The organism is Streptomyces sp. NPDC057682, from assembly GCF_042799575.1.
GTDB lineage: Bacteria > Actinomycetota > Actinomycetes > Streptomycetales > Streptomycetaceae > Streptomyces.
On record NZ_JBHVIN010000004.1, the window covers coordinates 246,506 to 272,576 of the forward strand.

28 protein-coding genes and 1 pseudogene are annotated in these 26,071 nt (G+C 72.5%); 19 read left to right on the forward strand and 10 right to left on the reverse strand.

Going from position 1 to position 26,071, the window contains the following annotated elements:
• Positions 1-42: 42 nt before the first annotated feature.
• Positions 43-717 carry a snapalysin gene (snpA, locus tag ACFVDM_RS08670; protein ID WP_383634866.1) on the reverse strand — a complete coding sequence of 225 codons (675 nt, stop codon included), beginning with the start codon at positions 715-717 and terminating at the stop codon, positions 43-45.
• Between the two features lie 279 nt (positions 718-996).
• Here snpA and ACFVDM_RS08675 point away from each other — a divergent pair, with 279 nt between their 5' ends.
• The 6 genes from ACFVDM_RS08675 (at position 997) to ACFVDM_RS08700 (ending at position 6,542) form a co-directional block, all read left to right on the forward strand.
• Positions 997-1,950 (forward strand): LysR family transcriptional regulator, encoded by a 954-nt coding sequence (locus tag ACFVDM_RS08675; RefSeq protein WP_383634868.1) that lies wholly within the window; start codon positions 997-999, stop codon positions 1,948-1,950.
• Positions 1,951-2,044: 94 nt separating this feature from the next.
• Positions 2,045-3,058, forward strand: coding sequence for an NAD-dependent epimerase/dehydratase family protein (locus tag ACFVDM_RS08680; RefSeq protein ID WP_383634870.1), 1,014 nt, complete (start codon positions 2,045-2,047; stop codon positions 3,056-3,058).
• A 110-nt stretch (positions 3,059-3,168) separates the two neighbouring features.
• Positions 3,169-4,497 (forward strand): choice-of-anchor A family protein, encoded by a 1,329-nt coding sequence (locus ACFVDM_RS08685; RefSeq protein ID WP_383634872.1) that lies wholly within the window; start codon positions 3,169-3,171, stop codon positions 4,495-4,497.
• Positions 4,498-4,506: 9 nt separating this feature from the next.
• Positions 4,507-4,851, forward strand: coding sequence for a DUF952 domain-containing protein (locus ACFVDM_RS08690; RefSeq protein WP_383634874.1), 345 nt, complete (start codon positions 4,507-4,509; stop codon positions 4,849-4,851).
• Positions 4,848-5,771 carry an SDR family oxidoreductase gene (locus tag ACFVDM_RS08695; RefSeq protein WP_383634876.1) on the forward strand — a complete coding sequence of 308 codons (924 nt, stop codon included), beginning with the start codon at positions 4,848-4,850 and terminating at the stop codon, positions 5,769-5,771. Before ACFVDM_RS08690 ends, ACFVDM_RS08695 begins: the two co-directional genes overlap by 4 nt.
• 147 nt (positions 5,772-5,918) lie before the next feature.
• Positions 5,919-6,542, forward strand: a complete 624-nt coding sequence (locus tag ACFVDM_RS08700) for a nucleotidyltransferase domain-containing protein (RefSeq protein WP_383634878.1) — start codon at positions 5,919-5,921, stop codon at positions 6,540-6,542.
• A 19-nt stretch (positions 6,543-6,561) separates the two neighbouring features.
• On the opposite strand, the gene ACFVDM_RS08705 is transcribed toward ACFVDM_RS08700, so the two are convergent.
• Entirely contained in the window at positions 6,562-7,197 is a 636-nt protein-coding gene (locus tag ACFVDM_RS08705) for a TetR/AcrR family transcriptional regulator (protein ID WP_383634880.1), read from the reverse strand.
• A gap of 112 nt (positions 7,198-7,309) precedes the next feature.
• On the opposite strand from ACFVDM_RS08705, the gene ACFVDM_RS08710 reads away from it, so the two are divergent.
• The 4 genes from ACFVDM_RS08710 to ACFVDM_RS08725 all read left to right on the forward strand — a co-directional run bounded on the left by ACFVDM_RS08710 (position 7,310) and on the right by ACFVDM_RS08725 (position 11,432).
• Positions 7,310-8,779, forward strand: a complete 1,470-nt coding sequence (locus ACFVDM_RS08710) for an MFS transporter (protein ID WP_383634882.1) — start codon at positions 7,310-7,312, stop codon at positions 8,777-8,779.
• Between the two features lie 126 nt (positions 8,780-8,905).
• The gene (locus ACFVDM_RS08715) at positions 8,906-9,607 is read left to right on the forward strand and encodes a VanZ family protein (RefSeq protein WP_383634884.1); all 702 of its coding nucleotides are present in this window, start codon (positions 8,906-8,908) and stop codon (positions 9,605-9,607) included.
• Between the two features lie 9 nt (positions 9,608-9,616).
• Positions 9,617-10,312 (forward strand): response regulator transcription factor, encoded by a 696-nt coding sequence (locus ACFVDM_RS08720; RefSeq protein WP_383634885.1) that lies wholly within the window; start codon positions 9,617-9,619, stop codon positions 10,310-10,312.
• Positions 10,305-11,432, forward strand: coding sequence for a sensor histidine kinase (locus tag ACFVDM_RS08725; RefSeq protein ID WP_383634887.1), 1,128 nt, complete (start codon positions 10,305-10,307; stop codon positions 11,430-11,432). The genes ACFVDM_RS08720 and ACFVDM_RS08725 overlap by 8 nt, the downstream gene beginning before the upstream one ends.
• A gap of 124 nt (positions 11,433-11,556) precedes the next feature.
• On the opposite strand, the gene ACFVDM_RS08730 is transcribed toward ACFVDM_RS08725, so the two are convergent.
• Entirely contained in the window at positions 11,557-13,173 is a 1,617-nt protein-coding gene (locus ACFVDM_RS08730; RefSeq protein ID WP_383634889.1) for an amidase family protein, read from the reverse strand.
• A 301-nt stretch (positions 13,174-13,474) separates the two neighbouring features.
• Here ACFVDM_RS08730 and ACFVDM_RS08735 point away from each other — a divergent pair, with 301 nt between their 5' ends.
• Together ACFVDM_RS08735 and ACFVDM_RS08740 are read left to right on the forward strand one after the other, a co-directional pair.
• Positions 13,475-14,275, forward strand: coding sequence for a lytic polysaccharide monooxygenase (locus tag ACFVDM_RS08735; protein WP_383634891.1), 801 nt, complete (start codon positions 13,475-13,477; stop codon positions 14,273-14,275).
• Positions 14,276-14,484: 209 nt separating this feature from the next.
• Complete coding sequence (locus ACFVDM_RS08740; RefSeq protein ID WP_383634893.1) at positions 14,485-16,107, forward strand: carbohydrate binding domain-containing protein; 1,623 nt, start codon at positions 14,485-14,487, stop codon at positions 16,105-16,107.
• Positions 16,108-16,150: 43 nt separating this feature from the next.
• Here the strand turns inward: ACFVDM_RS08740 and ACFVDM_RS08745 are convergent, their stop codons facing one another.
• Positions 16,151-16,708, reverse strand: a complete 558-nt coding sequence (locus tag ACFVDM_RS08745) for a hypothetical protein (RefSeq protein WP_383634895.1) — start codon at positions 16,706-16,708, stop codon at positions 16,151-16,153.
• Between the two features lie 241 nt (positions 16,709-16,949).
• Between ACFVDM_RS08745 and ACFVDM_RS08750 the strand changes: the two are divergent.
• Together ACFVDM_RS08750 and ACFVDM_RS08755 are read left to right on the forward strand one after the other, a co-directional pair.
• Positions 16,950-17,321 (forward strand): annotated as a pseudogene (locus tag ACFVDM_RS08750) (PadR family transcriptional regulator).
• 36 nt (positions 17,322-17,357) lie between these two features.
• On the forward strand, positions 17,358-17,645 hold the full coding sequence (locus ACFVDM_RS08755; protein ID WP_383634897.1) for a hypothetical protein: 288 nt from the start codon (positions 17,358-17,360) through the stop codon (positions 17,643-17,645).
• Between the two features lie 75 nt (positions 17,646-17,720).
• Here the strand turns inward: ACFVDM_RS08755 and ACFVDM_RS08760 are convergent, their stop codons facing one another.
• Both ACFVDM_RS08760 and ACFVDM_RS08765 read right to left on the reverse strand, forming a co-directional pair.
• A complete protein-coding gene (locus tag ACFVDM_RS08760; RefSeq protein WP_383634899.1) occupies positions 17,721-18,431 on the reverse strand; it encodes a hypothetical protein in 711 nt (236 codons plus the stop codon).
• A 217-nt stretch (positions 18,432-18,648) separates the two neighbouring features.
• Positions 18,649-19,251 (reverse strand): immunity 21 family protein, encoded by a 603-nt coding sequence (locus ACFVDM_RS08765; protein WP_383634901.1) that lies wholly within the window; start codon positions 19,249-19,251, stop codon positions 18,649-18,651.
• Between the two features lie 244 nt (positions 19,252-19,495).
• Here ACFVDM_RS08765 and ACFVDM_RS08770 point away from each other — a divergent pair, with 244 nt between their 5' ends.
• Entirely contained in the window at positions 19,496-20,161 is a 666-nt protein-coding gene (locus tag ACFVDM_RS08770; RefSeq protein ID WP_383634902.1) for a hypothetical protein, read from the forward strand.
• A gap of 160 nt (positions 20,162-20,321) precedes the next feature.
• Here the strand turns inward: ACFVDM_RS08770 and sodN are convergent, their stop codons facing one another.
• On the reverse strand, positions 20,322-20,717 hold the full coding sequence (sodN, locus tag ACFVDM_RS08775) for a superoxide dismutase, Ni (RefSeq protein WP_148020672.1): 396 nt from the start codon (positions 20,715-20,717) through the stop codon (positions 20,322-20,324).
• A gap of 182 nt (positions 20,718-20,899) precedes the next feature.
• On the opposite strand from sodN, the gene sodX reads away from it, so the two are divergent.
• Positions 20,900-21,376 carry a nickel-type superoxide dismutase maturation protease gene (gene sodX / locus ACFVDM_RS08780; RefSeq protein ID WP_383634905.1) on the forward strand — a complete coding sequence of 159 codons (477 nt, stop codon included), beginning with the start codon at positions 20,900-20,902 and terminating at the stop codon, positions 21,374-21,376.
• Here the strand turns inward: sodX and ACFVDM_RS08785 are convergent.
• Positions 21,262-21,909 carry a CGNR zinc finger domain-containing protein gene (locus tag ACFVDM_RS08785; protein ID WP_383634907.1) on the reverse strand — a complete coding sequence of 216 codons (648 nt, stop codon included), beginning with the start codon at positions 21,907-21,909 and terminating at the stop codon, positions 21,262-21,264. The two genes, sodX and ACFVDM_RS08785, sit on opposite strands and share 115 nt — an antisense overlap.
• Positions 21,910-21,998: 89 nt before the next feature.
• On the opposite strand from ACFVDM_RS08785, the gene ACFVDM_RS08790 reads away from it, so the two are divergent.
• From ACFVDM_RS08790 to ACFVDM_RS08800, 3 genes are all read left to right on the forward strand, one after another.
• Positions 21,999-22,760 (forward strand): class I SAM-dependent methyltransferase, encoded by a 762-nt coding sequence (locus ACFVDM_RS08790; RefSeq protein ID WP_383634909.1) that lies wholly within the window; start codon positions 21,999-22,001, stop codon positions 22,758-22,760.
• 216 nt (positions 22,761-22,976) lie between these two features.
• Entirely contained in the window at positions 22,977-23,465 is a 489-nt protein-coding gene (locus ACFVDM_RS08795) for a SigE family RNA polymerase sigma factor (protein ID WP_383634911.1), read from the forward strand.
• Entirely contained in the window at positions 23,462-24,232 is a 771-nt protein-coding gene (locus ACFVDM_RS08800; RefSeq protein WP_383634913.1) for a hypothetical protein, read from the forward strand. The genes ACFVDM_RS08795 and ACFVDM_RS08800 overlap by 4 nt, the downstream gene beginning before the upstream one ends.
• A gap of 105 nt (positions 24,233-24,337) precedes the next feature.
• Here ACFVDM_RS08800 and ACFVDM_RS08805 read toward each other — a convergent pair whose 3' ends face one another.
• Both ACFVDM_RS08805 and ACFVDM_RS08810 read right to left on the reverse strand, forming a co-directional pair.
• Positions 24,338-25,099, reverse strand: coding sequence for an amino acid ABC transporter ATP-binding protein (locus tag ACFVDM_RS08805; protein WP_383634914.1), 762 nt, complete (start codon positions 25,097-25,099; stop codon positions 24,338-24,340).
• Positions 25,096-26,049, reverse strand: coding sequence for an amino acid ABC transporter permease (locus ACFVDM_RS08810; RefSeq protein WP_383634916.1), 954 nt, complete (start codon positions 26,047-26,049; stop codon positions 25,096-25,098). The genes ACFVDM_RS08805 and ACFVDM_RS08810 overlap by 4 nt, the downstream gene beginning before the upstream one ends.
• Between the last annotated feature and the right edge of the window lie 22 nt (positions 26,050-26,071).

Here is a 26,071-nt window from a genome sequence, read left to right on the forward strand (position 1 = left end):
GCGAGGTGGCCCGTCGGCGTCGGCGCGGAACGATCCGGACGGTCAGGAGCGGGCCCCCGCGAGCGCGGCCGCGAAGCCCCACTGCCAGAGGTAGTTGACCTGGTTCCGCTCGGAGGCGTTCGGGTACGGGTTGGTGCACGAGGTGCCGGGGCCGCCACCGGACATCAGCTCGCTGCACGGGCCCGAGTAGTGGTCGGGAAGCCCGAGGACGTGCCCGGTCTCGTGGGCCGTGACGCGGGTCGAGTTGTACTGCTGGTTCTGCGCGTAGTCCAGCAGGATGTAGCCGTTGCCGTGGCCGTCGGTGCTCGCGTACGAACCGCGCGGGTCGCTGCCCTCGTAGTACGCGAAGTCCGCGTTCGAGCCCTCCTGGAGACGCACGCTGGAGACCGAGCTGTTCCAGATCTGGGCGCTCGCGGCTATCTGGGAACGGAAGCTCGGGGCGTTGGCGGCGCTGTAGACGATGGTGACGGCCTGGACGCCGGGGTTGGCCGCCCGCTTCTCGGCCACGGACTTGGCCACCGCCTCGAAGAACGCCTTGTTCCCGGCCTCGTTCTCCCGCGCCGCCGAGGAGGAGGCGTACGCGGCGGTCGGGGCGCCGGCCGACACGGGGGCCGGGGCGGGGGAGGCGGAGGCGATCGCGGGGCCGCCGCCCAGCGCGGCGGCGAGGCCGAGGCCGAGTCCGAGCACGGCCGACATGACGGTCCTGGGGTGTCTCATGGGGGGTGTCTCCTGCCGGTTACCGGTTGGGGGGACCCCGTCCGGTCAGCGGACAAGGACGGGGGCGGTACGCAGCGAGTGTCGGGGAACCGGGGCCCGTGCGGATGATGCCAACCACCGATAACGCCGCCCTATCGCCCGACTCCGCGGGCCCGGCACAGCACTTCCCAGCCGGACCCGCGGCCGGTCGACATCACGCCAAACACCTGCTGAAATCGGGGTGTTCGATGGCGTAGCACCCTCTGGTGCCGGTGGCGGAGCCGCCCTACCCTCGACGGCATGGAGCTTGAGGTGAGACACCTCAGGGCGCTGTGCGCCATCGCCGACACCGGCAGCCTGCACCGGGCGGCCCGCACGCTCGGGGTCAGCCAGCCCTCGCTCACCACCCAGCTGCGCCGCATCGAGAAGGCGCTCGGCGCCGAACTGTTCAGCCGCGAACGCACCGGCTGCCGCCCCACCCTCCTGGGCCGCGCCGTCATCGGCCGGGCCCGCCCCCTCGTCGACGGCATGAGCGCGCTGGTCACCGACGCCAGGGCCGAGGCCGACGCCGCCCGCGCCGGCGGTCCCCGGCTGCGCATCGGCTGCACCGCGAGCCGTGTCATCGGCGGCTGGCTGCGCCGGCTCCGCACCCGGCTGCCCGGCACCGACATCTCGCTCCGCGTCGACGTCTCCGCCCGCGCGCTGCTGGGAGCGGTCGACGCCGGCCGGCTCGACGTCGCCTTCGTGCACGAGGTGGAGGGCTGCCCGCTGCCCGTGCCCGAGGGGCTGGAACAACGGGTGCTCCTGGAGCGCGAACCGCAGTTCGTCTCGATGGCCCGAGACCACCCGGCCGCCGCGCTGCCCGTCGTCGACCTCGCCGACCTGGCCGGCGACCGGTGGATGGTCGACCCGACCGTGGACGGCGAATGGGACGGACTGCGCCGGGTGTTCGGAGCCGCCGGTCTCGCCCCGACCGTCCTGCACGGCGACTACCTCACCGCCGCCTCGCTCATCGTCCTCGGCGAGGCGGTCGCCCCCTGCCAGCCCACCTCCGGCCCGCGCGACGACATGGCGATCCGGCCGCTGCGCGACGACCCGCTCGCCGTCCGCCTGCTGCTGGTCGCCCGGCCGGGCACCGACACGACGGCCGTGTACGGCGAACTGGAGGCCGCCTACCGCGAGGCGGCCCGCCGCGCCGACGACTACCACGCCTGGCTGCTGCGCCACCGCAGCCCGCTCGCCCACTACTCCTGAACTCCGCACTCCTGAACTCCGCAGGACCGGGCCCCGATTCAGCCCAGAGCGAGGACCGTTCCGGTGCGGTGCGCGGCCGGGCAGAGTCGGACGCATGAGGCTTCTGATCCTGGGCGGTACGGAATTCGTCGGCAGGGCGGTCACCGAGGCGGCGCTCGCGCGCGGCTGGGAGACCACGCTGTTCCACCGGGGCCGCCATCCGGCCCCGCCCGGGGCCGCCGAGCTCCTGGGAGATCGCACGGAACCGGACGGACTGGCCGCGCTGGCCGCCGCGGCGGAATCCGGCGGCACCGGCCCGGCCTGGGACCTGGTCGTCGACACCTGGAGCGGCGCGCCCCGGGCCGTGCGGGACGCCGCCCGGCTGCTGTCCGGCCGCGCCGCGCGGTACACGTACGTCTCCAGCCGTTCGGTGTACGCCGATCCGGCACCGGCGGGCCTGCCCGAGGACGGCCCGGTGGTCGCGGACGCCTCGCCCGACGCGGGCGACGACGTCGGCTACGCCGAGGCCAAGCGCGGCGGCGAACTGGCGGTGCTGGACGCCTTCGGCGACCGGGCGCTGCTGGCCCGCGCGGGACTGATCCTGGGTCCCTGGGAGAACATCGGCCGGCTGCCGTGGTGGCTGACGCGGATCGCCCGCGGCGGCCCGGTGCTCGCCCCCGGCACACCGGACGTGGCCGTGCAGTACATCGACGTCCGCGACCTCGCGAGCTGGCTCCTGGACGCCGCGGAGGCCGGGCTGCACGGTCCGTACAACCTGACCAGCCGCTCCGGGCACGCGACCCTGGGCGAGTTGCTGGACGCCTGTGTGCGGGCCACCGGTTCGGACGCCGAACTGCGCTGGACCGATGCCGGACGGATCCTCGCGGCGGGCGTCGCCCCCTGGACGGACCTGCCGGTCTGGCTGCCGCCGGGGGAGGTGTACGACGCGATCCACCGGGGCGACGTCGGCAAGGCGTACGCGGCGGGGCTGCGCTGCCGGCCGGTGGAGGAGACCGTCGCGGACACCTGGACGTGGCTGTGCGGCATCGGCGGCACGGCTCCGCACCGCCCCGACCGCCCGCCGGTGGGCCTCGATCCGGCGGTGGAGGCGAAGCTGCTGGCGGATTGAGCGCGCCGGACCCCAGGCCATCCGGCGTGGCATGCCACGCGAATGCCGTATAAACCTGCATATTGCGCTGTATGGGAACAAAGAAGAGTAGAAGCGGCAAAACATACCGCGTGGCGGTGACGGTGGCGGCGGCGACCGCCGTCGTGGGCGCTCTCGCCCCCACGGCGGCCGCCGATCCGCTGCCGGGCGGGCTCGGCCCCTGTCTCGGCGACGACTGCCCTTCGTCCTGGCAGGACCCCAACAGCGGTCCCGTCACCCACCACGACAGCAACATCAACATCTATGTGGGCGGCGACTATCTGGTGCGCGAGGCCGCCGCGGAGGCCGAGGGGAAGATCGTCGCCCTCGGCCGCTTCGACATGACGAAGCGGGAGGGGGCCTCGCAGATCTACAACGTCGGCGTGGCCGGGGTGGGCTCGCGGGTGCCGCCGCCCAACGGCTCCGACTATCTGACCGTGGGCGGCGATCTGACCGTCCGGAGCGGGAAGCGGCTCCTCGCCGAGGAGGGGGAGAACCACGGGGTGGTGCGCCATGCCGGGGACCTCTCCGGGACCGTGATCCCCGACGCGGTCCACGACCCGGACGCCGCCGCGCCGTACACCGCGCTCCGCGGGGAACTGGCCGAGGCCAGCCACTGCTACGCGTACGACGACGACGCCGACCACCGTCGCCCGGCCAACGGCACGGTGGAGCGGGACGGTTCGGACACGTACTTCACCGGCGACGGGACCTCCGCCCTCCAGGTCTTCGCCGTGGACGCCGATGTGACCTCGGCCTCCGGCGGCCAGACGGGCATCGTCTTCCGCGACGTCCCGGATGGGGCGACGGTGCTGGTCAACGTGTACGGGAGCGCGCGCAGCGTCAGTACGTACATGGGCTCGCTGCCCCAGGCCGGACTGCGCGAGCGCCTGATGTGGAACTTCCCGGACGCCACCGAGATCGGTCTGAAGGGCACCGGGCAGTTCCAGGGCAGCGTGCTCATCGGTCAGCCGTCCAGCATGGCGACCGTCGCCGTCAGCGGGGTCAACGGCCGCTTCTACAGCGCCGGATCGCTCACCCACACCTCGGAGGGGGAATCCGGCGGACAGGAGTTCCACTCCTACCCCTTCGACGGCGATCTGCCGGACTGCGGCGAGGAGCCCTCCCCCTCGCCGACCCCCACCGACTCGCCGACGCCGACCCCGACACCCACCCCCACGGACACCCCGACCCCCACCCCGACGCCGACGCCCACCGACACCCCCGGCCCGTCCCCGTCGCAGACGACCCCCGTCCCTCGGCCCACCCCGACACGTCCCGCGCAGCCCCACCCCGGCGGCGAACTGCCCGACACGGGAGCGCGAGGCGGTGAATGGGTGATCGGCGGAATCGCCGCCGCCCTGCTGGCCGCCGGAGCGGCGGCCACGGTGATCGCCCGCAGGACGCGCCGGCGCGGCTAGCTTGGGCCCATGGCCGAACTGCTGCACCTGACGGAACGCCCGTTGTGGGAGGCGGCCCGCGGGACCGGGACGTACGAGATGTCCACCCGCGGCCGCACCCTGCGCGACGAGGGCTTCATCCACTGCTCGCTGCCCCATCAGCTCGCCGGGGTGGCCCGCATGCTGTACGGCGCGGGGGACACCGGCGAGGACCTGGTGGTCCTCGTCATCGACCCCGCGCGCCTGTCCGCCCCCGTGCGCCACGAAGCGCTGCGGCCCGGGGGCGAGGAGTTCCCGCACATCTACGGACCGGTTCCCGTCGGGGCGGTCGTGGAGGTGCGCCCCTGGCCGTACGAGGAAGGTGATCCCGTATGAACGACGTTCACCCGTCCGAGCCCGTCACCGAGGGCCCGTTGACCGCCGTCACCGGAGCGAGCGGTGCGCTCGGCGGCCGGGTCGCCGCCCGGCTGGCGCGGGCCGGGGTGCCGGTGCGGCTGCTGGGCCGCGATCCGTCCCGGCTGCCCGAACTACCGGGCGCCGTCGCCGCGCCGCCCGCCTCCTACGGCGACGGCGAGGCGATGCGGCGCGCGCTGGCCGGGGCCCGCACGCTGTTCCTCGTCTCGGCGCACGAGAGCCCGGACCGGGTGCGCGAGCACACGACGGCGGTGGACGCGGCGGTCGCGGCCGGCGTCGAACGGATCGTGTACGTCTCCTTCGTCGGCGCCGCGCCGGACGCCACCTTCACCTTCGCCCGGGACCACTGGGAGACCGAGGCCCACATCCGGACCTCCGGGGTCCGGCACACCTTCCTGCGCGACAGCTGGTACCTCGCCGGCCTGCCGGCGATGACCGGGGCCGACGGCGTCCTGCGCGGGCCCGGCGGCGACGGCCGGGTGGCCGCGGTGGCCCACGAGGACATCGCCGACGCGGCGACCGCGGTCCTGCTCTCCGACACCGACCCGACCGGCCCGACGCACGACGCCATGACGTACGACCTGACCGGCCCCGAGGCGTTCACCCTCGCCGAGGCCGCGGCGGAACTGAGCCGGGCCGGCGGACGGACCGTCACCTATGTGCCCGAGACCCGGGAGGAGGCGTACGCCTCGCGCGCCGGCTACGGGGCGCCGGACTGGGAGGTGGCCGGCTGGGTGACCTCGTACGAGGCCATCGCGGCGGGGGAGATGGCCACGGTCTCCGACGCCGTGCCGCGTCTGACCGGCCGTCCGGCGACGAGCCTGGCCGCGTATCTGCGCGAGCACCCGGCGAGCTACCGCCATCTGCTGACGAACGACTGACCGCACCGACCACGGGATCCGCCGTCGCGTCCGTGCGATCCGGACGGCGCGCCCACCACGGGATCCGCCGTCACGGCCGTGCGATCCGGACGGCGCGCCCACCACGGGATCCGCCGTCACGGCCGTGCGATCCGGACGGGAAGCACCATGCGTACGGAAACCCCCTGGGGCCCCTGGGAGCCGATGGCGCTCGACGAGGCGGTGCGGCTGCTCGCCCCGCTCGGCGGGCCGTGGTGGATCGCCGGCGGGTACGCGATCGAGCTGGCCGTGGGCCGGGCCTTCCGGGCCCACGCCGATCTCGACGTCCTGCTGCCGCGGCGGGACCAGCTCGCCGTGCAGCGGATCCTGCCCGGAGCGCAGTGGTGGGCCGCCGATCCGCCCGGCACGCTGCGGCCCTGGCTCCCCGGCGAGATCCTGCCGCCGGGGGTCCACGACATCTGGTGCAGGCCGGGCCCGGACGAGCCGTGGCGGGTGCAGTTCATGCTGGACGACGTGGTGGACGGCGACTGGGTGTACCGCCGTGATCCGCGCATCCGGCTCCCGCTGGACCGGATCGGCCGGGTCACCGCCGACGGGATCCCCCATCTCGCGCCCGAGGTCCAGCTCCTCTACAAGTCCCGGTCGCCCCGCCCCAAGGACGAGCGGGACTTCGAGGAGGCGCTCGCCGTGCTGGACGAGGACCGCCGCTCCTGGCTGACCGAGACGATCACGCTGGCCGAGGGGGCCGGCCACCCCTGGGCGCACCGGCTGCGCGCCCTGGCCGCGGGCTGACCGCGCCCCGCCGGGTGCCTCACCGTACGTACGCACCGGCTTCGGCGGCGGCGGCGGCCGCGGCGGCGGCCCGGTCGGCGGCGGCCTCGTCGAGCGGGTCGCCGCTGGCCAGCAGGCGGTAGTAGAGCGGGGCCGAGACGGCGCGGATCACCTCGTGGGGGTCGGTGCCGGCGGGCAGCTCGCCGCGCTCGACGGCGTCGGTGACACAGCCGGACCACTCCTCGATGCGGATCGCGTAGAAGCGGTGGAGGGCCTGCGCCGTGCGGTCGTCGCACGTCGCGGCGGCGATCACCGAGCGGAACAGGGCGCCCTGGCGCGGATCGGTGAGCGTGTCGAGCACCAGGCGGGCGTTGGCCCGCAGGTCCCCCGCGAGGGAGCCGGTCCGGGCGCGCGGGACGGACTCCTCGGCCATGGCGTCCAGCAGGTCCGCGATCAGACCGGTGGGGGTGGACCAGCGCCGGTAGACCGTCGTCTTGCCGACCTCGGCGCGGCGCGCGACATCGGCGAGGTCGAGTTGGTCGAAGCCCTGCTCGGCCAGGGCGTCACCGGCGGCACGCAGGACGGACTCGCGCACCCGGGCGGTCCGTCCGCCGGGCCGGACCGTACCGGGCTCGCCCTCCGCGCTCCGTACGGTCTCCGCACCCTTCGACGTCATAACGGGTCTCCAGTTCCATTAGTGCCGCGTTCTCTGCTACGGTCGCCCCATCTTAACGGAACCACGGAACCGTTAAGGCTTTCCGCCCGAGGAACGTCCGAGGAGGACGACCATGTCCGCACCCAGCCACGCCCCGCAACGCGACACGGGCACCGCCCCCGCCGCCGCCCGTGCCGCCGCACCGGCCCCGCCCCGTATGACGGGCCGGCAGCGGCTCGTCCTCACCCTGCTCCTCGGCGCGCAGTTCATGATCGCCGTGGACTTCTCCATCCTGAACGTGGCACTGCCGGTCGTCGGCGAAGGACTCGGCTTCTCCCTGGCGAACCTCCAGTGGATCGCCACCGCCTTCGCCCTGGCCGCCGCCGGATTCACCCTGCTGTTCGGGCGGATCGCCGACCTCGTGGGCCGCAAACGCCTCTTCGTCGGCGGCATGGTCGTCCTCGGACTCGCCTCCGCGCTCGGCGGACTGGCGACCACACCCGAGGTGCTGCTCACCGCCCGGGTCCTTCAGGGACTGGCCACCGCCGCCGTCACCCCGGCCGGACTCGCCCTGCTGACCACGGCGTTCAAGGAGGGCCCGCTGCGCGAACGCGCCCTCGGCCTCAACGGCGCGCTCATGTCCGCCGGATTCACCGCGGGCGCCGTCCTCGGCGGGCTCCTCACCGATCTGCTCTCCTGGCGCTGGGCCTTCTTCGTCAACGTCCCCGTCGCCGCGCTCGTCGTCGCCCTGGCCCCGTCCGTCCTCACCGACTCACGCCCCGCCACCCGGCCCCGGCTCGACGTCCCCGGCGCCACGACCGTCACCGGCGGTCTGCTGCTCCTCGTCTACGGGCTGACCCGGGCGGGCGAGAGCGGCTGGACCACCCCCGTCACACTCGCCGCACTCCTCGCCGGGGCCGTGCTCCTCGTCGCCTTCCTGTTCGTCGAGCGCCGGGCGGCCGCCCCGCTCGTCCCCGTCCGCATCCTCCGCCGCCGCAGCGTCGTCTGGGGCAACACCACCGGCCTGATCGCGTTCGTCACCGAGACCTCGCTGGTCTTCCTGCTGACCCTCTACCTCCAGAAGGTCCTCGGCTACACCCCGCTCGCCACCGGACTCGCCTTCGGCGTCCTCGGCCTCGGCACGGTCACCGGCGGCACCCTCGCCGGCCGGGTCGTCGGCCGCCTCGGCACCCGCGCGACCATCGTCACCGGCGGAGCGGTCCAGGCCGCGGCCACCCTGGCACTCGTCGCCCTCGGCACCTCCGGCGCCTGGATCTGGCTGCTGCTCGCGGCCACCTTCGTCGGCGGCGTCGGCAACATGCTGATGATCGTCGGCTTCATGGTCACCGCCACCTCCGGCCTCCCCGACGAGGAACAGGGCCTGGCCACCGGACTCGCCACCATGACCCAGCAGGTCGGCATCACCCTGGGCATCCCCGTCATGAGCGCCGTCGTCACCGCCCGGACGGCCGGACTCGACGCCACCGGCCCGCATGCCGTCCTCTCCGGCGTCACCGTCGCCGTCCTGGTCAACGCGGGCCTCGTCCTGGCGGGCACCCTGCTCGCCGGAGCGTTCCTCCGCCCCCGCGCGGCCGGGAAGTGACCCCCGCCACCACCCGCACCGCAGCCGGCCGGGACCGGCCCGTTCACCGCGAACGGGCCGGCCCCGCCGCGTACGCACCGTGTTCCGCATACGCCCCCGCAACACCCCATGCCCTGCGATGGACGTATGAACGACACGCTCTCCCCGTCCGCGCCGCCCGGCCGGACCCACCGGACGGTGCTCCTCGTCCTGGCCGTCCTCGGCACGGCCGCCGCGGCCCTCGTCCTGCGTGGACCTCTGATGATGGTCGCCCCGCGCTGCTTGTCCGGGAACGGGTACGCCTGCTACGGCACCTTCAACGGGGTGGTGCTCCTGACCCTGCTCGCCCTGCCGCTCTCCGTGCTCCTCGTGTGGGCGCTGGCGCACCGGCGGCGGCGCGCGGGGCGGGCGGCACCCTGGCGGACCTCGGTGGCCGAGGTGGCGATGGTCCACGGCACGGTCCCGTTCGTCTGGATGACGATGATGCCGGGGTCCGCCCCCGGGGTCGCGCCCGCGCGCGTCAGCCTGGTCCCGCTGCGGGACCTCGTCACGATGGGCCCGTTCGGCGTCATCGGCAATCTGCTCGTTCTCGCGGCGGTGGGGGCCTTCGCCCCGGTCCGGTACGCCGCCGTCGCCACGCTGCCGCGCGTCCTCGCCCTCGGGGCGGGCTGCTCGGCGCTGATCGAGACCGCGCAGTACGTGTTCCGGCTGGACCGGGTCTCCTCCGTGGACGACATCCTCGTCAACGCCACCGGGGCCGCGCTGGCCGGACTGGTCTCGCGCCCCTGGTGGGCCGCCCGGCCGACAGCCCCCGTGCGGACATCCCCGTACATCCCGGACGCGGCCTAGGCTTCCGGCATGCGCGTACTGATCGTGGAGGACGAGCCGTACCTGGCCGAGGCGGTACGGGACGGGCTGCGGCTGGAGGCGATCGCCTCGGACGTCGCGGGAGACGGGGACACCGCCCTGGAACTGCTGTCCGTCCACACCTACGACGCCGCGATCCTCGACCGCGACATCCCGGGACCCTCCGGCGACGAGGTGGCCCGGCACATCGTCGCCTCCGGGAGCGGCACCCCGATCCTCATGCTGACCGCCGCCGACCGGATCGACGACAAGGCCACCGGCTTCGGACTGGGCGCCGACGACTATCTGACGAAACCGTTCGACCTGCGCGAACTCGTCCTGCGGCTGCGCGCACTGGACCGCAGGCGCGCGCAGCCCCGCCCCCCGGTCCGCGAACTGGCCGGACTGCGCCTGGACCCCTTCCGCCGCGAGGTCCTCCGCGACGGGAACCACGTCGCCCTCACCCGCAAGCAGTTCGCCGTCCTGGAGGTGCTGCTCGCGGCCGAGGGCGGGGTGGTCAGCGCCGAGGACCTGCTGGCCCGCGCCTGGGACGAGAACGCCGACCCGTTCACCAACGCCGTCCGCATCACCGTCTCCGCCCTGCGCAAACGGCTCGGCGAACCGTGGGTCATCGCGACGGTGCCGGGGGTCGGCTACCGGATCGAGGCCCGTCCGGAGCCCGGACCGGACCCGTCGGACCATGCGTAGGGCACCGGGCGGCCGCCGCCCCGCCGACCGGGCGTCCGGCCCGAGCGTCCGCCTGAAACTCACCCTCAGCTACGCCGGATTCCTCATGCTGGCGGGGACCCTGCTGCTCGCGGCGGTGTGGCTGTTCCTCCTGCGATACGTCCCCGAGCGGGCCCTGCTCGTCACCGACGGCGCGCCGGTGCACGGGGTCTTCCCCGTACGCTCCAACCTCCTGCGGGTCTTCGCCCCCAGGGCCGCCGCCGTCCTGGCGTTCCTGCTGGTCCTGGGGCTGGGAGGCGGCTGGATCCTGGCCGGGCGGATGCTGGCACCGCTCGCCGCGATCACGGACGCGGCCCGGACCGCGGGCACCGGGACCCTCTCGCACCGGATCGGGATGACGGGCCGCCGGGACGAGTTCCGGGAACTGGCGGACACCTTCGACTCGATGCTCGGACAACTGGAGTCCCACGTCGACGAGCAGCGGCGATTCGCCGCGAACGCCTCGCACGAACTGCGCACCCCGCTGGCCGTCTCGCGGACCCTGCTGGACGTCGCCCGCAAGGACCCGGGCCGCGACCGGGACGCGCTCCTCGACCGGCTGGACGCCGTCAACACCCGGGCGATCGACCTCACGGAGGCGCTGCTGCTGCTCAGCCGCAGCGACCGGGTCGTCGCCCCCGAACCGGCCGACCTCTCGCTCCTGGCCGAGGAGGCCGCCGAGACCCTGCTGCCGCTGGCCGAAGGGCGCGGTCACGCGCTGGACGTCACCGGGGGAGCGGCCCCGGTGACCGGCTCGCCGGAGCTGCTGCTGCGGATGGTGACCAACCTGGTCCAGAACGCCCTGGTCCACAACCTCCCCGACCACGGCACGGTGACCGTCCGCACCGGCACCGACGGCGGGACGAGCGTGCTCCGCGTCGAGAACACCGGCCCCGTGCTCCCGCCCGGACTGGTCCACACGCTCACCGAGCCCTTCCAGCGCGGCACACAACGCACCCGCACCGACGAGCACGCGGGCGTGGGCCTCGGGCTCGCCCTCGTCGACAGCGTCGTCCGCGCCCACTCCGGCACGCTCTCCCTCACCCCGCGCCCGGCCGGCGGGCTGGTGGTGACGGTCCGGCTGCCGGGCGGGGGAGGGTGACCCCGGGCGGCAGGCGCTCGCGGGGACACCGGACGGTAAAGACGCAGGCGACGGCACCGCACGGGACGCACACGCCGGCGACGGCACCGGACGGCGGGGCCGCCGGTGCCGTCGCCGGAGGGATTCAGCGGGTGGCGCCGCCCGTGGTGCCGGTGGCCGGCAGGGTGGGCAGGTAGCGGGGGGCCCGGCGGCCGTCCAGCCGGTGCTCCACCGCCGCGCCCAGGGAGAGCAGCTCGGTGTCCTGGTGGTGGCCGGCCATCAGGAGCAGCCCGACCGGCAGTTCACCGACGAAGCCGGCGGGCACCGACAGCGAGGGGTAGCCGGAGACGGCGGCGGGGGTGGACGACGGGATCACGTCGTTGTCGCCCCGGGCGCAGTCGGTGGTCCAGGCGGGCGGGTTCGCCGGGGAGGCGATCGCGTCCAGCCGGTGCTCGGCCATGACCTCGTCGATGGAGCGCCGGGAGAGGTCCGCCAGCTCGGCGCGCATCGCCACGTACGCCGGATCGGTGGTGGGCGGCGCGACGAGCGCCTGCTCGAAGAGCTCCTGCCCGGCGAAGCAGCTCTGCTCCTGCGGGTGGGTGCGGTTGAACTCGATCAGCCCGGCGAGATCGCGCGGCCCCTCGCGGGTGGCGAGGTAGGCGTCGATGTCCCGGTGGAACTCGCTGAGCAGCGCCGGGAATTCGAGTTCGGCCAGGCGGTCCTGGTAGGGCAGGTCCACCTCGACGACCGTCGCGCCCGAGGCCCGCAGCCGCTCGGCGGTGCGCGTCATGAGGGCGTCCACCTCGGCCCCGAGTACCGGCAGCCGCCACAGGCCGATCCGCTTGCCGCGCAGGGCGCCGGGCCGGGCCGCCGCCTCGGCGAGGTCCGGGGCGTTCGCGGCGCGTACGGTGTCGCCGCCGATGACCGACAGGGTGAGCGCGGTGTCGATCACGTTCCGTGCCATGGGCCCGGCCGTGTCCTGTTCGGCGGAGATCGGTACGACGCCCGACTGGCTGACGACGCCGAGGCTCGGCTTGAGCCCGACGACGGCGTTCATCCCGGCGGGGCAGACGATGGAGCCGTCCGTCTCGGTGCCGATCGCCACCTGGGCCAGTGACGCGGCGAGCGCGGCGGCCGAACCGGCGGACGATCCGCAGGGGTTGCGGTCCAGGACGTACGGGTTGTGGGTCTGGCCGCCCACCGCCGACCAGCCCGAGGTCGGCCTCGCCCCGCGGAAGTTGGCCCACTCGGAGAGGTTGGCCTTGCCGAGGATGACCGCGCCGCCCGCCCGCAGTTTGGCGACCAGCTCCGCGTCGGCCGCCGGAGGTTTGCCGGCGAGCGCCAGGGAGCCCGCGGTCGTCGGCAGGTCGCGGGTGTTCACATTGTCCTTCAGCAGGACGGGGATGCCGTCCAGCGGGCCGCGGGTCCTGCCGAGCCGGTGCCTGAGATCGCTGGCCACCGCCTGTGTCAGGGCCGTCGGACTGGTGCGCAGGACCGCGTTGATCCTCGGGTCCACGGCCTTGATGCGCCGCAGGTACGCGAGGGTCAGCCGGACCGAGGAGAGGGAACCGCGGTCCATCCGGGCCTGCAGTTCGGGAATGGTGACCGTGTCGAGGTCGATGCCGCCGACCAGCGTCGATTCGGCGGATCGCGCCGAGCCGCCGGGGCGGGACTGGGCGGCCGCCGGGGAGCCGGGCGCCGCCGCGACCAACGGGGCCACGACCAGGATCGCGGTCAGGGCCGCCATGCTTCTCGTTTTCATGGCGCACACCCCACTACATGGGGGCCGTACGGCACAAGAGGTACCGGCGCGTCGCCGCGCCGCGCTTCCGGATGGTTCAACTCCGCCCGTTGCAAGGGGTGTTCGCGCCGCAGGTGGGGGCCCGTGCGCCCGTTCCGAGGGGCGCGGAGGGTCGTGCGAGGCCTCTTGACGGCCCCCGCTCCTTCGCTAAGGTCTAGACCTGCAAGCGTCGGTCTAGACCTTCGCATGTGGGGTTGCCTCATCGGCAACGTCGTACGTTCCCCCGGGCGGACCCGACGTGTACCGAAGGGAAATTGATGTCATGCGCATGAAGAAGATCTGGGCCGCGGCCCTGGGTGCCCTGGTCGCTCCCGCAGTGGCCCTGAGCCTCCCCGCGCCTTCAGCGAGCGCCCACGGCTGGGTGGTCTCCCCGGCCAGCCGGCAGGACCAGTGCGCCAACGGCGTTGTCAAGTGCGGCCAGATCAAATGGGAGCCGGCCAGCGTCGAGGGCCCGAAGGGCCTGCGCACGTGCAGCGGCGGCGACGCCCGCTGGGCCGACCTGAACGACGACAGCAAGGGCTGGCGCGTCACCCCGGTCGGTACCACCGAGACCCTGACGTGGACCATCGAGGCGCGGCACGCCACCAGCAACTGGCAGTACTTCATCGGCGACACGAAGATCGCCCAGTTCAACGACGGGGGCCGCATCCCCGCCGCCTCGGTCAGCCACCAGCTGAACTTCGGCGGGTTCACCGGCCGGCAGAAGATCCTCGCCGTCTGGAACATCGCGGACACCGCCAACGCGTTCTACGCCTGCATCGACGTGAACATCGGCGGTGGCGGCGACGGCGGAACGGGCGGCGGTGACGGCGGCACCGGTGGCGGTGACGGCGGGACCGGTGGCGGCGACGGCGGAACGGGCGGCGGCGACGGCGGCACCGGTGGCGGCGGCGAGCAGCCGGGCGACTGCACGGCCGCGGCCTGGGGCGCGGGCACCGTCTACAACGGCGGCGAGACCGTCTCCCACAACGGCCACACGTGGCGGGCCAAGTGGTGGGTGACAGGCGAGGAGCCCGGCACCACCGGCGACTGGGGCGTCTGGGAGGACCTCGGCGCCTGCTGATCCCCGTACCACCGGGCACGACCACCCGAATCGAGCACCACCGGCCGGCGCGGCCTTCCGACGAGACCCGCGCCGGCCTCCGCGCACACCCTGAAACGCCCGGCCTCCGCGCACACCCCTCGCACCCCCCGCACGCCCCCGCATCACCTCTCGCACCCTCGCACCACCCCCCCCCGCATCGGATCTCCTCCACCCCACCGGGAGACAGCGTGAGAACGCGATACCGCCATCGTCTGCTCGCCTGCGCCACCGCCGCCCTGCTCGGCGGCGCCGGCGCACTGATGACCCCCACCACCGCCCAGGCGGCCAACCTGCTGACCAACCCGGGCTTCGAGACCGGCACCCTCGGCGGCTGGAACTGCTCGGGAAGCACCGGCTCCGTCGTGAGCACGCCCGTGCACGGCGGCACCCGCGCCCTGGCCGGCGCCGCGAGCGCCTCGGACACCGCGCGGTGCGCCCAGACCGTGTCCGTACAGCCGAACACGCAGTACTCCCTCTCGGCCTGGGTGCGCGGCTCGTACACGTACCTCGGCGTCGAGGGGGGCACGTCCACCTGGACCGGCTCCGCCGCCGACTGGAAGCAGCTGACGGTCTCCTTCACGACCGGGGCGTCCCAGCAGAGCGCACAGATCTACCTCCACGGCTGGTACGGGCAGGGCACGTACTACGCGGACGACGTCAGCCTCGACGGTCCCGGCGGCACCGACGACACGCAGGCACCCTCGGCCCCGGGTGCCCCGCACGCCACCGGCACCACCGCCACCAGCGTGTCGCTCGCGTGGAGCGCCGCCACCGACAACGTCGGCGTCACCGGATACGACGTCTACCGCGACGGCACCCTCGTCACCTCGGTGACGGGCACCACCGCCACCGTCGGCGGGCTCGCGCCCAGCACCGCGTACCGCTTCACCGTCCGGGCGAAGGACCGCGCGGGCAATGTGTCGCCCGACTCCGCGCCCCTCACCGTGACGACCGGCGAGGGCAGCGGCAACGGCGACCGCTTCGTCCAGGCCGCCCCGTACCTCTACCTCGGCTGGGGCAATCCGCCGAGCCCGACCGAGGTCATGCAGGCCACCGGCATCAAGTGGTACACCATGGCCTTCGTCCTCGCCCAGAACGGCTGCAACCCCGCCTGGGACAGCCAGCGGCCCCTGAAGGGCGGTTCCGACGAGGCCGCCATCAAGGCCATCCGCGCGGCCGGCGGCGACATCGTCCCCTCCATCGGCGGCTGGAGCGGCAACAAGCTCGGCCCCAACTGCTCCACCACCGAGGCACTGGCCGGCGCCTATCAGAAGGTCATCGACGCCTATGACCTCAAGGCCATCGACATCGACATCGAGAACACCGACGAGTTCGAGAACGCGGCCGTCCAGGACCGCATCCTCGGCGCGCTGAAGACCGTCAAGCAGAACAACCCCGGCCTTCGCACCATCGTCACCATCCCCACCCTCAACACCGGCCCCAACTCCTGGGGCAACCGCCTCATCGAACGCGCCCAGGCCCTCGGCGCCGACATCGACAACTTCACGATCATGCCGTTCAACTTCGGCGGCCAGGCCGACATGTACGGCAACACCGTCAAGGCCACCGAAGGCCTCAAGGCCAAGCTCGTCTCCACCTTCGGCTGGACCGACCAGCAGGCCTACAACCACATCGGCATCTCCGGCATGAACGACTCCAGTGACGCCGGTGAGGTCACCACCGCCCAGATCTGGACCCAGATCCGCGACTGGGCCAACGCCCACGACCTCGGCCGGCTCGCCTTCTGGGCCGTCAACCGGGACCGCCCGGCGTGGCAGTTCACCTCCATCACGGCAGGGTTCACAGGCTGACCCACCCCGGCGTACGCCCTCCTCGCGGGGGGCGTACGCCGGGTCATTCCTCGACGAAGTACGACCAGAAGTCCACGGTCACGCGCCCTTCGAGATCACTCGCCCGCCCGCCGAACTCATGCCGCACATAGTCGGCGAGATCGTTCCCGTACAGGATGATGTCCGTCTGCACCACGGACAGCACCGGGTGCCCCTCCGCACCCCCCACCCCCGGCAGATACCGGTGCCCGTACACGGGCACCAACTGCGGCACACCCTCCAGTTCACTCCGCGCGACCCGCACCGCCGCGTCCGTGCCGGCCGGCCGCGCCGCCCATCGCGGATACCAGAACCCGTTGTACTCCACGTCGAACAGCACCCCCTCCACCGGCCGCGCCAGCCGCTCCGCCAGCACCTCGGGATCGCCGTCCCGCCAGTCGGGCCAGCGCGAGGACCCCCGGGGCAGCCCGGCGGAGAGGAACACCCGGTGATCGGCCGCGAACCTGAACCCGAACCGCCTTTCCACGGCGTCCAGTTCCCACTCGCTCAGCCCCGGCCCGATCTCGGTCCGGAGCAGCCGCTGGAGGGCGCGGGCGGTGTCGGGGGTCAGGGGAGTGTCCATACCGGCAGCGTAGTGAGGGGGCGGCTTGCGCCGAGCCGTTCCCACAGGGGCCGACTCCTCCGGTCCGACCGCCCATCCGGGCGGCCGAACCGAGTGCGGCGTACGACGCAGGCCGGTATCCCGCGCCCCCGGGGCCGACGGAACACGTCGCGCTCCCTGAGCGGCCGGGCCTCGGCCATGCCCGCCCCCACACCCGCCCAGCCCGCCGAAGCGCCCTGTCGCACCTGGTAGCTGTCTTTGCATGGAACCTGGTGATTCGACCAAGCAGGCATGCGCAGCCGCCCAGCTGCGCAAGGGCGTACAGGAGTACTGCGTACTCGCCGTGATGCGGGACCGTCCGCGTTACGGCGTCGAGCTGCTTCACCCCCTGGAGGCTCCGGAGTCCCGGCCACCAGCCAGGGGACGGTCTACCCGCTGCCAGCCCGGCTCCGGCGCGAGGACCTGGGCACCACCACCTGGCAGGAGTCCACCTCCGGCCCGCCCCGCTGCCTTTACGCGCCCACGGAGACCGGCCGGACCGCACTCGACGAGTTCAGCCGTGTCTGGCCCGGTCCGCTCAGCCGTCGGCACCTTCCTGACCACCAGCCACCCCTCCGCCGGAGATCTCGCATGAAGACCACCGAACCCCGTTCGCGACTACCTTTCCGCCGTGGAACGCGAGGCCTCCGCTCTCCCCGACGTCGCCGCCCTCCAGCTCCTGAGCGGCCTGTTCCGCATCGTCGGCGCGATCCTCCTCTGCACCTCCGTGCACTGGACCCCCGCCCAGAAGGCCATCGGCACCGTGCTCACCTTCGCCCTGCCGGCCGCCGCCATCCTCATCTGGGAAGAGACCAGCGTCGCCCCCGCCGGCGACCTCCCTGCCCTCGTCGCCAACCTCATCACCCTCGCCGTCCTGGTCGCCACCACGACCTGGCTCCGGCGCACCCGCCGCGCCTGAGGCCGGCGCTGTCCGGCGCGTCCCTCACGCGAAGGCGCCCGACCGCCCGGACGGCGCCGAAGGCGGCTCCCGCCGTCAGGCGAAGTCCGGACACTCCTCGGCGAAGCCCTGCGAGACGGGCTGCCAAGCGCCGTGATCCTCACGCGCGCTCAGACGGTCCGCCTCCCTCGCGGTGTCGATCAGCTGAGCGGTGGTCAAGGGGACGGCGGCGGCAAAGAGTAGTCCGAGGTGGCGGCAGTGCAGCATCGGACGGAACTCCCGCGCATACGGCTCACCGGCGACCGCGAAGAGGTCGGGCAGGGTCCAGCCCAGCGGACCGGCTATGGCGCACAACTGCTGGCGCCGGTGCCGATCCGGCTCCCACCGCCACACCATCCCGTGCAACGTACTGCGGGAGAGCCCCATGAACGGCAGTTCGTCCACACCGAAGCCGCGATTACGGATCAACCCGCCGAGCACAGCGGCGAACCAGGTCTCCGACGGGCGCCGGAACGGTCGGACGGGCTGACCCCGGTCTTCCGGAGCATCCACGCGGGGCAACGCCCGCACGTATGCCTCCAATGCGGCCAGTTGTGAGTGATCGCAGTGACTGACCCGGTAGGCGAACCCCTTCATGACCCTGGCGTCGCGTTCCGGGGGACGGAGTGACTCCGGCACCGGGTGTCCCGCAATGACGAGAAGGTCGGCGGCTGGGATGCCGAGTTCGGCGGCACGTTCGATGAGCTGCTGCGGAAAGTCGGCGGTTCCGCGGGTGGCGAGGCTGCTCAGTATGCCGACTCGATCCATACGCGGACGATAGCGGGCGGGCCACGGGGACGGCCAAGGCCGTACGACCCGCAGTCGCGCCCGCACGGGCCCATACGGCTCACCGGAGCACGACCGTGATGCCGCGCCGTTCGAGGAGTCGCACGACGCCCTCGAAGTACGAGAGCCCGCTCAGCGGATCCTCTACCCGTCTGCATCGATGAGCGTCCACCACGGCGACAGCGGGTCAGGCGGCGCCTCAGTCCGTGACGGCCCGGAGCTGCACCAGGCCCACCCGGTTGTCCTCGTCGACCTCGGTGTGGACAGCGCGAACTCTCCAGCGGCCAGGGGGCAACGGGACCCCTGCCTGTGACGGGAGCCCGCCACCCGGATACTCCACGTTCAGTTCGGCACCTGCTTCGGCGGAGTCCATGAGAACAGCGGGGCCCTCCGTGATCCACGTCCCGCACTCCTCCCATGGGGTGCCAGGATCGGCGAGGACGGCCTCGGCCGCCGCCTTGAGCCCGGATTCGGAGTCGGCGCCCAGCCAACGCAGGAAGGCCTGATACTCGGGCATGTAACAGGTGGTGGCGGGCTCGTCCCCCAGGACCAGCGCGTGCACCCCGTTCTCGCCGACGGTAATCGCGCCGGCCAGGTCGTCCACCGCGCAGGCCCTGTCGTAGTCGTCCGGATCGACTCCGTCCCCCACGACTGTCCCGCCCTCTGCACACCCGCGCCATGCGTCCAGCGCGGAGACGGGAATCACGATCAGGGGACCACCCATCGACTCCACCCAGTCGAGGGGGGTGCGAGATGCCGCGGTTGTGGCCGACCCGGAGTCTGTCATAACGGAATTGTGCATTCAGGCACTGACAGCAGCCCTTCGCAGGCACACACCGGCCGGTCCCGTCCGTTCGTGAAGTGCGCGGGCCACGGTTGCGACGATGGCGTCGGCCGGCTCGTTCCCCGCCGGCGACTGGCCTACCGTCGGAGGGGGTGTTGGTGCAGCTGACAGGGGAACTCGACCACCTGGCCGAGGCCGTAGACGGTGCGTGCGCCGGTGAATCAGGATGCCCTCCCCGCGGCTCCTGGGTAGCGTCCCCCGGGTGAATCCTCACCCCATCAACGATGTGCCCGACGGCCTGACCCGACGTGCCCGGTCCTTTGTCTCCGCGCATGGCGTAAAGGTTGGCGTGCGCCCCGTCGAGGGGCACCGGCGATGGTGGCTTGAGCGGGACGTTCCAGCAGCGGTGATCGATCGCATGGCGGCCTACCAGCAGCGATGGGGCGGTCTGCTCCTGCCTCCGGCACCTCAGTACGACGGAGGTCCCACGTACCTTGATCCGGACTCGCCCGAAGTGGACTCCGCAGGGTGGTGGTTCGAAGCGGGAAGGCAGCGGACGGCAGTCCCCTACGCATTCATGATCGGTCCGTCGGGTGAGTTCGGTATCCAGGGAGATGAATGGGCTCCCCTCCACGCGACCGTCGAGGGCTGGGTGGAGTCGGTCGCCCTGGCTCACCACGCATCCCTGTGGGCAAAACAGGTCACCACGTTCATCGGCGACGACGCCGATGGCGTCGACCTGAACGGCTTTGAGCCGGTGCGCGAGGTGAGGGGCCTCTCCGACACCTGGTGGAGAGGGCCGGACTCTCTGGTGGCGGTCTACGGCGGGGAGGCCACGGCGCTCAATTTCCCGCGGGGGCGCGTCGCGGTGGTCTACTCCGGACTCGACGCCTGGGGGCTGCGAGGCGATGCGGACGACAGGGGCTGACCTTGGCGGCCGACGGGGTTCGCCGGTCCCTGTCAGCGGCCCGGAAAAGCGGACCGCACCCGGGCCGTCAGCGACGCCATGGCAGGCGGACTGCGGCCCGGGTGCGGGCAGCCGAGCGGCGCGACCCGCGAAAGTGCGGGTCAGGCCGTCCAGAGGGAGATCAAGCCTTCTTCGTCTCCCAGAAGATCTTGTCGATCTCGGCGATCAGGTCGAGGGCCTTCTGGCCCGTCGCCGGGTCGGTCGAGCCCTTGGCGGCCGAGAGGGCCTTGAGGGCGTCGTTGACCAGCTGGTGGAGCTGGGGGTACTTCTCGAAGTGCGGGGGCTTGAAGTAGTCGCTCCACAGCACGGAGACGTGGTGCTTCGCCAGCTCGGCGCGCTGCTCCTTGATGACCACCGCGCGGGCCCGGAAGTGCGGGTCCTCGTTGGCCTGGTACTTCTCCTGGACGGCCTTGACGGACTCCGCCTCGATGCGGGCCTGGGCCGGGTCGTACACGCCGCAGGGGAGGTCGCAGTGGGCGCTGACCTTCACCTTGGGGGCAAACAGGCGGGAAAGCATGGAGCTGTCCTTCCTCGTGATCGTCTTCTCAGGTGGGACATTACTCCGTGAGAGACGTGAATTCGTGGGTGCCCCCATGGGCTTAGGCCAAAAGTCCGGGGTGAGGATGAGACCAGTGGCCGAATGTACGTAACCCTGTGGGGGACACGGTGTACGGGACGGACCGGGGAGGTGCGGGAGAGATGCGGGAGGTGCCTGAGGTGCCGGAGCCGGCCGGGGAGCAGCCCGGACGGGGGGCGGGGGCGCGGGCGCGGTTCCAGGTGGTGGAGGTGACGGGGCCCTCGATGGTGCCCACGCTCCATCACGGGGACTGGCTGCTCGTGCGGTACGGGGCGCGGGTGCGGACCGGGGACGTGGTGATCCTGCGTCATCCGTTCCAGCAGGACCTGCTGGTGGTGAAGCGGGCCGCGGAGCGGCGGGCCGGCGGCTGGTGGGTGCTGGGGGACAACTCGTTCGCGGGCGGGGACAGCACGGACTACGGCGTGGTGCCGGAGGAACTGGTGCTGGCCAGGGTACTGGTGCGGTACCGGCCGCTGACGAAGGATCAGCGCTCGGTGCTGGGCGCCGTCGGCTGGGCCGTGTCCGCGCTGCGGCCGGTCTCGTCGGCGCGGCCGGGTGCGGCGGCGCGTTCGGTCTCCAGGCGTTTGCGGGCCCGGTAGGCCGCCACGTTGGCGCGGGTCGCGCAGCGGTCCGAGCAGTAGCGGCGCGAGCGGTTGGTCGAGGTGTCGAGGTAGGCGTTGCGGCACGGCGCCGCCTCGCACAGGCCGAGCCGGTCCGCGCCGTACGAGGTCAGATGGAAGGCGAGCCCCATCGCCGCGATCGCCGCGTAGCCCGAGGTGGCGTTGGACGGGTGGTCGGCCAGGTGCATGTGCCAGTCGGGCTTCCCGTCCGAGTCCCGGTGGTCGTGCCCGGAGATCTGCGGGCTCACCGGGAACTCCAGCAGCAGCGAGTTCAACAGGTCGACCGCCAGGGTCTCGTCGCCCGCGTCGGCCGCCTCGAAGACCGCCCGCAGCCGGGCCCGTACCGACCGGAAACGCGTCACGTCCGCGTCCGTCGCGCGCCGCGCGGCCTGCTGGTTGGCGCCGAACAGTTCACGGACCGCCTCGACCGAGGTGAGCGTGTCCTTGCCGCGGGCCGGCTCCTCGGTGTTGACCAGGCGCACGGCGTAGTCCGAGTAATAGGCCAGTTCCACTTGTAGTCCTTACGGCGTCGGTCTAAAGTCGGTCCGGTGGTGAAGTAATGGGCTGTTGCCAGTCCAGGGTATTACATCGGGAGGTACGGATGACCGAGACAACGACGGGCGCCGACTGGCAGGCCTGGCAGACGAGCTGGGACCGCCAGCAGGAGTGGTACATGCCCGACCGGGAGGAGCGCTTCCGGGTGATGCTCGACATGGTCGAGGCCTTCACCGGACCCGCCCCGCGGGTGCTCGACCTCGCCTGCGGTACGGGAAGTATTACGGACCGGCTGCTCCGCCGGTTCCCCGAGGCCACCAGCACCGGCGTCGATCTGGACCCGGCCCTGCTCGCCATCGCCCGAGGATCCTTCGCCGGGGACGAGCGGGTCACCTTCGTCACCGCCGACCTCAAGGACCCCGACTGGACGGCGAAGCTGCCGTACGACTCGTACGACGCGGTCCTCACCGCCACCGCCCTGCACTGGCTGCACAGCGAACCGCTCGCCGCGCTCTACGGGCAGATCGGCGGGCTCGTCCGCGACGGCGGCGTCTTCATGAACGCCGACCACATGATCGACACCGGCACGCCCCGGATCAACGCCGCAGAGCGCGCCCACCGGCACGCCGGCATGGACCGGGCCAAGGCCGCCGGGGCCCTCGACTGGGCCGAATGGTGGGCCCTGGCCGCCAAGGACCCGGTCCTCGCCGGACCGACCGCCGAACGCTTCGCCATCTACGGCGAGCACGCCGACGGCGACATGCCGTCCGCGGCCTGGCACGCCGACACCCTGCGCGCCTCCGGTTTCGCCGAGGCCCGTGCCGTCTGGTCCTCGCCCTCCGACAGCCTGGTCCTCGCGGTGAAGTAGCCGGCCCCGCCCTCCGGCGGCCCTGCCGCGCACCTTCCCGCCTCCCGGTTCTTGCCCTGGAGCCGGACGGGGGAGAACCATGGTCCGGGGCGGTGCGGACGACGGTCCGCGCCGCCCCGCCAACATTTCCGGAAACCCCTGCAACCCCGGCGCCCACCCGCCGCACTGGAAGGGTGAGACGGTCCGCGCCCGCGGACCCGGAGAGGGGCGCTGACGATGCGGAGCGATGACGACGCCGCGCTGCACGCCTTCGTCGAGAGCCGGCGCACCGCACTCTTCCGCAGTGCCTACCTGCTCTGCGGAGACCGGCACGAGGCCGAGGACCTGGTCCAGGCCACGCTGGTCAAGGTGGTGCTCGGCGGACGGCGGCACGGACGGCTCGACAACATCGAGGCGTACGCGCGCAAGACGTTGGTCAACACCTTCATCGCGGCCCGCCGCCGGTTCTGGCGGCGCGAGCACTCGTACGGCGAACTGCCCGACCGGGCGGCCCACGTACCCGACACGGACACCGGCCTCGCGGTGCGGGCGGCACTCGCCCGTCTCACGCCCAGGCAGCGCGCCGTACTGGTGCTGCGCTACTGGGAGGACCTGAGCGTCGAGGCCACCGCCGCGGTGCTCGGGATGCGGGAGAACACGGTCAAGAGCCACACGGCTCGGGGGTTGGCGGCGCTGCGCGCCGAGATGGCGGAGGAACTGGTATGAGCGACGTACGGGAACTGCTGGGGCGGGCCGCGGAGGACGCGGGACACCCGGTGATCAGCACCGAGGTGGTGTACGCCCGGGCCGCACGGGTCCGCAGGCGCCGCCGGGCCGCGGTGTCGGCCGTCGCGGTGTGCGCGGTCGCGGCGGGGGCGTTCGCGCTGCCCGGCCTCACCGCCGGACCGGAGGACAGCCCGCGGACCGCGTCGGTGGCGGCCCCGGTCGCGGCCGACGGCGACCGGGCCGAGCGGGTGGCCGCACTGCTGCCCGACGGCGTCGGCGCGCTCCAGCAGGTGTCCCTGGCGCAGATCATCAAGAACGCGACCCCCGCCCAGGCCAAGGAGAAGTACTACGGACCGCTGGACGGGCAGTACGCCGTGCGCCGCGACGGCGGCGTCGGCTATCTGACCATCACCCTCCAGTCGGCGAAGTTCCTGGAGAAGAAGCGCGGCGGCTTCCCGCCCGAGGCCGACCTGTGCCACCCGGGCAACGGCGAACCCGCGCCCACCGACTGCGTCCGCGAGGCGCTGCCGGACGGCCGGGTGCTCACCCTCTGGAGCGACGCCATGGAGTACGGCGCCGGCACCCTGCAGTGGGGGCCCGAACTGGTGGCCCGCCTCACGCTGAAGGACGGATCCGAGCTGGCCGTGCGCGACAGCACCGGTTTCGAGTCCGACCGTTCGCAGGGACCGCTCCTGAAGACGCCGCCGCTCACCCGTGAACAGCTGCGCGCCCTCGTGCTCCGGCCGGAGCTGGTCGCGAAGAAGTAGCCGCCCACCGCACGGGCGAAAGCGAAAACGAAAGCAAAAGCGAAACTGAAAACGAAAGCGGGGAGGACGGTACGCTCCCGTACCGTCCTCCCCGCTCAGCGTTCCCTACAGCACCTTCGACAGGAACGACTTCGTCCGGTCGTGCTGCGGGTGGGTCAGGACATCGCGCGGATGGCCGGACTCGACCACCACACCGTCGTCCATGAAGACCAGCGCGTCGCCCACCTCGCGGGCGAAGCCCATCTCATGGGTGACGACGATCATCGTCATCCCGTCCTCGGCCAGTCCGCGCATCACGTCAAGGACATCGCCGACCAGCTCCGGGTCGAGCGCCGAGGTCGGCTCGTCGAAGAGCATCAGCTTCGGCTCCATGGCCAGCGCACGGGCGATCGCCACGCGCTGCTGCTGGCCCCCGGAGAGCTGCGAGGGGTAGTTCCTCGCCTTGTCGGACAGGCCGACGCGGTCCAGCAGCCGTTCCGCGCGGGCGCGGGCGACCGCCTTGGACTCCCGCTTGACCTGGACCGGCGCCTCCATGACGTTCTCCAGCGCCGTCATATGGGGGAACAGGTTGAAGCGCTGGAAGACCATGCCGATGTCCCGGCGCTTCAGCGCGACCTCGCTGTCCTTCAGCTCGTAGAGCTTGTCGCCCTTCTGGCGGTAGCCCACCAGTTCGCCGTCCACGTACAGCCGGCCGGCGCTGATCTGCTCCAGGTGGTTGATGCACCGCAGGAACGTCGACTTGCCGGAACCGGACGGGCCGATCAGACAGAACACCTCGCGCGGGGCGACCTCCAGGTCGATGCCCTTGAGGATGTGCGCGGTGCCGAAGGACTTGTGGACGCCCTCGGCCTTCACCATGGCGGTCATGCCATGCCTCCCTTCGGGCGGCCCAGCGACAGCACATTGGCCCGGAGTTTCTGCAGCGGTGTGGGCGGCAGACTGCGGCTGGAGCCGCGTGCGTAGTACCGCTCCAGGTAGTACTGCCCGACGCTGAGCACCGAGGTCATGATCAGGTACCAGGCGGCGGCGAGGAAGTACATCTCCACCGGCGACCCGGAACTCCGCCCGATGTCCTGGGCGTTCTTGAACAGTTCGTAGAACTGGACGGCCGCCACCAGCGAGGTCGTCTTGAGCATGTTGATGACCTCGTTGCCCGTCGGCGGCACGATCACGCGCATCGCCTGCGGGATGATCACCCGGCGCAGCGTCTTGCTGTGGCTCATGCCCAGCGCGTGCGAGGCCTCCGTCTGGCCCTCGTCGACCGAGAGCAGTCCGGCGCGGCAGATCTCCGCCATGTACGCGGCCTCGTTGAGACCGAGCCCGAGCAGCGCCGTCAGCAGCGGCGTCATGAAGCTCGACCAGTAGTCCTTGTAGATCGGCCCGAGGTTGATGTACTCGAAGACCAGACCCAGGTTGAACCAGACGAACAGCTGGACGAGGACCGGGGTGCCCCGGAAGAACCAGATGTAGAACCACGCGATCGACGAGGTCACCGGGTTCTTCGACAGGCGCATCACGGCCAGCAGGACGCCGCCGACCACGCCGATCACCATCGACAGCGCGGTCAGCAGCAGGGTCTGGCCGACGCCGTCGATGATGCGGTCGTCGAAGAAGTAGTCCGGGACCGCACCCCAGTTGATCTTGCCCTGGCTGAAGGCGTAGACGATCGAGGCGAGTGCGGCGAGGGCGACGAGCGCCGCGACGTACCGGCCGTAGTGCCGGACCGGGATCGCCCGGATGGTCTCCGGGGCGGCCGTCGCGGCGGTGGGGGACGCGGCCGGGACGTCGTCCGGGCCCGTCTTCTTGATGTCAGTCACGGCTGATGCCTTTCATCGCCGG